This is a genomic window from Deltaproteobacteria bacterium, assembly GCA_003696105.1.
Taxonomy (GTDB): Bacteria; Myxococcota_A; Polyangia; order Haliangiales; family J016; genus J016.
In genome coordinates, this window is sequence record RFGE01000289.1 from 49,516 (window position 1) to 56,539 (window position 7,024).

Annotated in this window: 7 protein-coding genes and 1 tRNA gene; 7 read left to right on the forward strand and 1 reads right to left on the reverse strand. The window is 73.6% G+C overall.

Annotated elements, in window-relative coordinates; translation table 11 throughout:
* Positions 1-33: 33 nt before the first annotated feature.
* Positions 34-1,551, reverse strand: a complete 1,518-nt coding sequence (locus D6689_18440; GenBank protein ID RMH38905.1) for a hypothetical protein — start codon at positions 1,549-1,551, stop codon at positions 34-36.
* 48 nt (positions 1,552-1,599) lie between these two features.
* Between D6689_18440 and D6689_18445 the strand changes: the two genes are divergently transcribed.
* The 7 genes from D6689_18445 to D6689_18475 all read left to right on the forward strand — a co-directional run.
* On the forward strand, positions 1,600-1,998 hold the full coding sequence (locus D6689_18445; GenBank protein RMH38906.1) for a RidA family protein: 399 nt from the start codon (positions 1,600-1,602) through the stop codon (positions 1,996-1,998).
* Positions 1,999-2,234: 236 nt separating this feature from the next.
* Positions 2,235-2,309, forward strand: a tRNA-Val gene (locus tag D6689_18450).
* 58 nt (positions 2,310-2,367) lie between these two features.
* On the forward strand, positions 2,368-2,583 hold the full coding sequence (locus D6689_18455) for a hypothetical protein (protein ID RMH38907.1): 216 nt from the start codon (positions 2,368-2,370) through the stop codon (positions 2,581-2,583).
* 359 nt (positions 2,584-2,942) lie between these two features.
* Positions 2,943-4,775 (forward strand): serine/threonine protein kinase, encoded by a 1,833-nt coding sequence (locus D6689_18460; GenBank protein RMH38908.1) that lies wholly within the window; start codon positions 2,943-2,945, stop codon positions 4,773-4,775.
* A gap of 252 nt (positions 4,776-5,027) precedes the next feature.
* On the forward strand, positions 5,028-6,122 hold the full coding sequence (locus D6689_18465; protein RMH38909.1) for a hypothetical protein: 1,095 nt from the start codon (positions 5,028-5,030) through the stop codon (positions 6,120-6,122).
* 111 nt (positions 6,123-6,233) lie between these two features.
* Positions 6,234-6,713, forward strand: a complete 480-nt coding sequence (locus D6689_18470) for a hypothetical protein (protein ID RMH38910.1) — start codon at positions 6,234-6,236, stop codon at positions 6,711-6,713.
* A 5-nt stretch (positions 6,714-6,718) separates the two neighbouring features.
* A partial coding sequence (locus D6689_18475; GenBank protein RMH38911.1) for a hypothetical protein occupies positions 6,719-7,024 on the forward strand: 306 nt, incomplete at its 3' end.

Sequence of the window (7,024 nt, forward strand, 5' to 3'; positions counted from 1 at the left end):
GTGTTGAGCGGCTGCGGTGCAGGCGCGAATGGATCAGGGCGCCAGCGCGAGCGCCGCCGAGTCCAGCGGGCGCACCGCGGTGGGAAGCGGGCCGAGACCCACGGTGCGCGGGTCGCCGCCGGCGATCGGTACGACCGCGACCCCCAACGCGCCGCCGCCCGGCGCCCGCTGCGCGTACACGGCGACGACCGAGCGCGCATCGTGCGACAGCGCCACGGCGGTGACCGGCCCGGGCGATGCCCACAACGGCTGCGCCTCCCCCTCGAGGTTGACGCGCAACACCGCGGCCGGACCGCCGTCGCCCGCGTCGCGCCAGGGCCGGCGCGCCGCCGGTAGCCAGCCCGCATCGACGACGGCGACGATCGCGAGGGCTGCGCGCGCAGCGGAGCGGATCGCGGTGCCGGGGGGCGCTGTCCGACGTGCGGCGGCGATCGCGAGCGGTGCGCCTGCCGCGGCGACGCGCGCCGGTGGCGGCGGCTGCTCGCCCTGGCCGAGCGGCAGCGCGACGAGTTGGATCGGATGCCGGCCCGCCGCGAGCGTCCGCTCGCTGTCGCCCGTGACGACCCAGGCCCGGTCGCCCTCCGGCGACAGCGTCATCGCACGAGCGAGCGGTTCGCGGGCGTCGGGCAGCACGTCGATCGTGCGCGCCACGGTGGCCGACGCCGGGTCGGCGATATCGTAGACCCGAAGTTGGTTGGTCTCCGCGACCAACGTGACCAGCGTCCGGCCGTCCGGCGCGATGGCGGCGGCGCGCGGCACCACAGCGTGCGGGCGCGGTCGCAGTGAAAACGGCCGGTACAGCGCCGGCGTGCGCGGATCGCTCAGATCGACGACGGCGGCGAAGCTCGCGCCGACGACGGCCGCGACCGGCGCGTCGGCGGCCACCGCGAGCCACCGCGGCGAGCGCAGCGTCGCCGGCAGCGACAGCCGGCGCACGACGCGAGGGCCACCGGCCGCCGTCGGCGCGATGACGGCGAGCGCCGGCGGCGAGGTCGACAGCGCGTACGCCGCCTGGCCGTCGGGCGAAAACGCGACGTCCACCGCGCCCTGCACCGCCAGGGATCCCACCGGCGCGAGCTGGCCGTCGCCGACGTCGCGCAGGACGCGCAGTTCACCGCCGCCGGGAGGCGCCACGAGCGCGTACCGGTCGACGCGGATCGTCATCCCATCGCGGCCGCCCGCGTGCGATACCTCGACGCGCACCGGTCCCGCCGGCACGCCCGGCGGAATGCGCGCAACGATTCCGCCACCGTCCACGCGCGCCTCCACCGTTGCTGGCCGGCCTCCGATGCGCACGGTCGGCAACTTCCCGAAGTCGTCCCCGGCGATGAGCACCAGCTCGCCCACCGCGAACCGCCCGTCCGCGTCCGCCGGCGGCAACGGTCCCTCGCTCGGGATGGCGCCGAGGTCGCCCAGGTCCACGACGGACGTCACGTCCGGCGCGCCGCGCGCCGCCGCGATCGCGTGCCGCGGTACGACGTAGCGCCCCGCCGTCCCGCCGCATGCCGCGGCGAACGCCACGACCGCCGCAACCTCCCGCGCGCCTGACATGCCCGCGACTATACGCGAACGCTACGCCGCACGTGATACAACGGAGCCATGGCGAGCCCTCGAATTGCGATCGCGACTGACCGCGCGCCCGCGGCGATCGGCCCGTACTCGCAGGCCATCCGCGCCGGCAACTTGCTGTTCTGCTCGGGGCAGATCGCCCTCGACCCGGCTACCGGAGAGCTCGTCGGCGGCGACGATGTCGCGGCCCAGACCCGTCGCGTGCTCGACAACCTGCAGGCCGTACTCGACGCGGGGGGCGCGGGCTGGCACTCGGTCGTCAAGACGACGATCTACCTGGCGAATATGGATGATTTCGCTGCCGTCAACGCGGTCTACGGCGAGCGGTTCGGCACTGACCCGCCCGCGCGCGCGACCGTCGAGGTGTCGCGACTGCCGCGGGGCGCGCGGGTCGAGATCGACGCCATCGCCGTCGTGCCACTCGACTAGGAGGCTGTCGCGTATAGGCGCGCCAGCGAGGTGGCGAGATGCGAGGCGAGGTTCGGCGCACGCCCGCAGCGCACGAGGGCGCGTATCCACATACGGAACCGAAGGGCGCGAGGACGTACGCCGAAGATCGCCCGCAGATCGCGACCGCAGCCAGCGGCTATGCGCAACAGCCTCCTAGCCGGCGCGCCCGGCCATTGACACCGCTTGGCGAACTCGATAGAACCGCAGCTGCTTTTGCGAGCGTAGCTCAGCGGGAGAGCACCGCCTTCACACGGCGGGGGTCATAGGTTCAAACCCTATCGCTCGCACTACTCGCGGCGGGGCGTCTCGCCCCGCCGTGCGCGTACGGCCAACGCGGTAAGCCCCCGGATGCACCGCGGCCCGGATGCGCCGCGGCCCGATACGCCGCGGCCCGATGCGCCGCGGCCCGATGCACCGCGGCCCGATGCGCCGCGGATGACTTCCCGGGGCTGTCCGCGGTACCCACCGCCGCCTCCCCGGGCACGCGCCGCCTGTCATCTCTGGCGATCATGCCCGCGGCCCAAGCGGGTGTTCTGCCGGTCAGAAGGTCTGCACCGACCATGAAGGCCCGTACCGACCATGAAGGCCCGCAGCGACCATGAAGGCCCGTACTCACGATAGAAGGCCCGTACCAATCCGAACTGCGCCGAATTGCGTGGAGCGTTCGCGGCTCGCGGGACAACGATCGTCCGCCGTGACGATCGGCGGTCCCCCTCGCGACGGTCGGGGCCGACTGCAGTCGGCCTGTATCGAAACGTCGGAACGGAACCTCGGGCATTGCGCGCGGAAGACCACGGTGGGGCCGAATCGGCGTGATCGGGGGCGCGCAGAACTCCGGTCGATCCAGATCGACGGCCGGATCGCGGCAATGGACGACGGTCGGTCGGGATCGGGGGCGGTCTCGGGCCGGTGGCCCGCGGCGGATGCGGCATGTGCACGCATGGGCTACGCTCGACCATCGGATGCTCGGTCCGGATCGCTGTCCCGACGACAACGCCGTAACGCGGTGGCTCGAGGGCCGCACCGACGCGGCGACCGGCGAGGCGATCCGTCGACACGCCGACCGATGCACCGCGTGCAAACAGTGGCTCGCGGCGCTGTCCCCCGAACTGGAAACCGATGCGACCACGACGGAGATCGCCGGCCGCTACGAGCTGCGCCAACGCATCGGAGCCGGCGCGATGGGCGCGGTCTATGCGGCGTTCGACCGCCGCCTCGGCCGCGAGGTGGCCGTCAAGCTGGTTCGCCCCGACGCCGCGCCGGCAGCGCGTGAGGAACTCGGCGCGCGGATCCTGCGCGAGGCGCGCGCGCTCGCTCGCCTCGCGCATCCGAACGTGCTCGCCGTGTTCGACGCCGGGGTGCACGACGACGCGGTGTTCCTCGCGACCGAACTCGTGCGCGGGCGCGACGTGCGCGCGTGGCTGGCCGCGAACGCTCCCTCGCCGCGCGCGGTCGTCGACGTGTTCGTACAGGCCGCACGCGGGCTGGCGGCCGCGCACTCGGCGGGCATCGTCCACCGCGACGTCAAACCGGACAACATCCTCGTCGGCGACGACGGGCGCGTGCGGCTCGCCGACTTCGGCCTCGCCCGCGGCGCGCCGGCGCCCGGCGGCGCGGAGGCCACCGCCTCGTTCGCGGGGACGCCGGCCTACCTGGCTCCCGAGCTGTACGCGGGCGTCGCGCCCGACGAGCGGTCCGATCAGTTCGCGCTATGCGTGTCTCTGTTCGAGGCGGTCTATGGCGCGCGCCCGTTCGCGGGCGCCACCGCGACGGCCTACGGTGCCGAGGTGCGCGCGGGCCGTCGCGCCCGCGCCCCCGATCCGCCGGGCCTGGCCGGGCTCGGCGCCGTCATCGCGCGAGGACTCGAGCCCGATCCCGACCGCCGGTTCCCCTCGGTCGCCGACCTCGCCGACGCGCTAGAGCGCATCGCGACCGGCGCGACACGGCGCCAGACCGCCCGCCGCCGCGTCGCCATCGGCGCCGTCGCGTCCGCAGTCGCGATCGCCGCCGCGCTCGCCGGCACGCGGGGCCGGCCCGCCGCTGCGCCCGGCGCGCGCGCCGCCGCCGGCCCCGACGCCGCACTGGCCGTCGCCGCGCACTTCGCCGCGCACGCCGGACCTGCCGGCCCGCCCGCATTGCCAGCCGCCGCCGGCCCCGATGCCGGAGCTGCCGCGATCGCGCTGCCCGGCGTCGATGCGAGTAACGCGGCCCCCGTCGCCGTCCTCCTCAAGCGCGCCCGCGAGCGGCTCGAGGTCCGCGACGGCCCCGGCTGCATCGCCGCCCTCGACGCCGGCGATCTCGCCTCGCCACTGCCGCCAGGCGTGGCCCTCGTACGCGCCTCGTGCGAGATGCTGGCGGGGCAGTGCGAGCGGGGGGTGGCCACGTTGCGCGCCGCGCTCGCGCCCACGCAGACCGAACGGGAGCTGGCGTCGACGATCCGGAACCTGCTCACGTCCTATTGCCCGGCCGAACTCGCCGACACGCGCGCCGAGCGCATCGCCCGCCTCTACGTCCAGGTCAACGGGGACGACGACGCGCGCTGCGCCGGCGCCGCGCCGGTGTGGGCCGCGCTGGCCGATCGCACGCCGGACGACGCGGACGACGGCGACATCGGCGACGTCCTCCGACTCGGCATCGGCATCGCGCAGTGCCAGGCGCGCCTCGGGCGCTGCGCGGACGCGATCGCCACGCAGCGGCGCCTCGAAACCGTCGCCGGGCGGCCCGTCACCGCGCCGCTCCGATGTCCGGCGCGTTGACCGCCCGCGCCATACGCCCAATCCGATCGCTTCGCCGCGCAAACTGGCTACGTCGGCCACCGCGTCCGCAACCGCCCACCCGCCGCGCCCGGAAAACCCCCGAAGCGCGGACCCCCCCCGGACGCGCGGAAGACCCCGACGCGCGGAAAACCCCGACGCGCGCAGAAAAACATCGTTTCACCGCGCGACCTGGCGAACCGGCGTCCGTCCGGACTGGATGTGCGACGACAGACCCTGCCCTCCTACCCCACCTTGGCTCGCGCGGCCGCCGCGGTCGCGTCCGTGCTCGCGGCGGCGTGCGTCGCCGGCGGCGGCGGCGACGGCGGCGGCGACGGCCTCGACGCCGATCTGGCCGACTACGACGCCCTGGTCGCCGAACTCGACCAGCACCGCACGCTCGCGTTCGACGAACGCGCCGACGAACTGCGCGCGGTCGGCAGCCGCCTGTACTGGCTCGAGTTCCCCACCTTCGACCCCGTGTTGCACTCGCAGCGAGACGGCGTCGACGTCACCTACGCATTTTCGATCTCGATCGACGACGACTACGCCTACGAGGCCAGCGACAACGTCGTCGTCACCATCGAACTCGGCGAGCAGGAGGTCGTCTACCGCGCCTACGCCGCCGGCGAGCCCGATCGGCCGCTCGGCACGCTCACCGTCCCGAAGCCGCCGGCCGCACGGTGGTGGGCGTTCGCCGTCCACGCCGGCGACGTCTACCTCGCGATGGACGTCGACGGCGCACACTCGCTCGTCCAGTGGACGCCGCCGGACGACCCGGTCGCCCTGTGGACGTTCGCACGGGCCGGGATCACCGGCTCCGTCGATGCATTGGCGACCGACGGCGACCGCCTCGTCGCGATCGAAAGCGGCCGCGTATGGCTCGGCACCCTCGCCGGCGAACCGGCGACCTGGCTCGGCAACGACAAGCAGATCACCGGCGGGATCGGGTTCGACGATCGCTACGTCGTGTACGCGCAGGCCGACGGCGTTCGCGTCTACCGCATCGCGGACGGCGTCACGTCGGACCTGAGCGAACGCGTCGCCGCCTCGGACTTCCGCATCAACGACACGTTTGCGACGGCGCACCACTTCGCCCGCCAGGCCCGCCTGCACAAGGGCACCGTCGTCTACATCGGCCAGTCGGGGCTGTTCGCCTACGACCTCGACCGGGACCGGGTGACCCCGCTGATGCTCGAACCGCGCACGCTGCCCGGCGGCGCGCGCATCGTCTACGACGATCCGCAGGTGACCGCCGACGGCACCGTCTACGTCACCGCGCTCACGAGCGATAGCGGCTCCGTCGGCGTCGACGGCCCGGTCTACGCGGTCCCGTTGCCCGCCGACTGATGTGCGGCGCCGGCGCGGCCCACGCCGCGCGGCCGCCCGCCCCGCGTCCACCCCGGGGTGAAGTCCACCCCGACAACCGCCGGCGCACGCCGGCCCAGGAGGAAACCTGCCATGACCAAGCTCTACTGTGTGTTGTTCGTCGCTTCACTGTCCGCATGCTCGATGCTGTCGCCGAAGCCGCCGGCCACGCCGGACCTGTCGCAACAGCAGGCGCAAAACAACAAGGCGCAACTCGAAACCAACATCGACTCGTTCCAGCGCAACTACGAGCAGATGTGGTCGCAGCTCGAAAACTCGATGGCCAAGGTCGAGGGCTACTTCCAATCCCTGCCGCCCAAGGCCAAAAACGATCCGCAATTCGCCCTGCTCGACAAGCAGTACCGCGAAGCGCAAGCCGCATCGAACGCCCTGCCGGAACGCAAGGACGAACTGCTGGCGTGGGCCGACCAGGTTCGCGACGCGCCGAGCACGGCGGACGTGCAGACGTTCGCGCGCAAGAGCAACTCGATCAACCAGGACATGGCGGCGCTGATGACCCAGCTCGGACGGCTCCAGCAGGAGCTGTTCGGCCTCAAAGCCCGCGCGCGATGACTCCGATGGCACTGCGACGCGACCGTCGCGGCGCGGCCTGGCTCGCCGCCGCGGCGGTCGCGTGGTGCGCGATGGCGTGCACGCCGATGTCGCGCCGTCGCGGCGCGTTCGCCCCCCAAACCCCCGGCTACGCGTACGCGGACGGAACGCTGTTTCACCGCGGCCGCGCCGTCGCGCACGTCGTCGAGTACGACATCGACGTGTACACGACCCGCTACGACCTGGTGGACCCGCGCGGAGCGCCCATCGCGCGCGTGACGTTCGCGTCGTGGTACGAACACACATTGCAATGCCGCGCCGAGTTCCCCGGC

What these genes read in the sequence shown, in the direction of transcription:
- D6689_18470 (RMH38910.1), top strand. Translation starts at nt 6,234, where the DNA reads ATGACCAAGCTCTACTGTGTGTTGTTCGTCGCTTCACTGTCCGCATGC.
- D6689_18455 (RMH38907.1), top strand. Translation starts at nt 2,368, where the DNA reads ATGCACCGCGGCCCGGATGCGCCGCGGCCCGATACGCCGCGGCCCGAT.
- D6689_18460 (RMH38908.1), top strand. Translation starts at nt 2,943, where the DNA reads ATGCGGCATGTGCACGCATGGGCTACGCTCGACCATCGGATGCTCGGT.
- D6689_18445 (RMH38906.1), top strand. Translation starts at nt 1,600, where the DNA reads ATGGCGAGCCCTCGAATTGCGATCGCGACTGACCGCGCGCCCGCGGCG.
- D6689_18440 (RMH38905.1), bottom strand. Translation starts at nt 1,551, where the DNA reads ATGTCAGGCGCGCGGGAGGTTGCGGCGGTCGTGGCGTTCGCCGCGGCA.